This window comes from Streptomyces sp. DH12 (assembly GCF_020873895.1).
Classification (GTDB): Bacteria; Actinomycetota; Actinomycetes; order Streptomycetales; family Streptomycetaceae; genus Streptomyces.
On sequence record NZ_JAHWGT010000583.1, the window covers coordinates 1 to 553 of the forward strand.

Here is a 553-nt window from a genome sequence, read left to right on the forward strand (position 1 = left end):
GGGCCGAGGCGAGCCGGGTGCCGGTGACCGTCGCCGTCCTGGGAAGCGGGGGCTGTGACGAGGGCCGTCCGGACCGCCGGATCGCCGATGTGAGCGGCGGGCGCTGTCTGGACGCGGGGGACGACGTGGGCGCCGCCCTGCACGACGAGATCGCCCGCATCGGAACGGGGGACGACTGATGCCGCGACGGCTCACCGCGCTGCTCGCGCTGCTGCTGCTCGCCGCCTGCACGGGCGGCGGGGACGGGACGCCCGACCGGGCCGACGAGGAGCGGCCCGGCACGATCGTCGTGGCCAGCGGCCGGGACGTCACGGGCAGCAACGGCGTGCGGCAGCGGCTCATCGACGCGTGGAACCTTGCGCAGCAGGTGGGGGGCTCGGTGTACCAGGCGCGGCTGGTGGAGCTGCCGGGCAGCGCGGACGAGCAGCGCAGCCAGCTGCTGGGCGCCCTCCAGTCCGGCAGCGCCCGGTACGACGTGGTGAACCTGGACGTGACCTGGGTGCCGGTGTTCGCGGAGGCAGGGCTGGTGCGGGCGCTGCCGGACGACCTCGTG

Annotated in this window: 1 pseudogene; it reads left to right on the forward strand. The window is 75.9% G+C overall.

Annotation, left to right across the window (positions count from 1 at the left end):
* Nucleotides 1–178: 178 nt before the first annotated feature.
* A pseudogene (locus LPA54_RS35895) lies at nt 179–553 on the forward strand (ABC transporter substrate-binding protein); the annotation flags it as partial.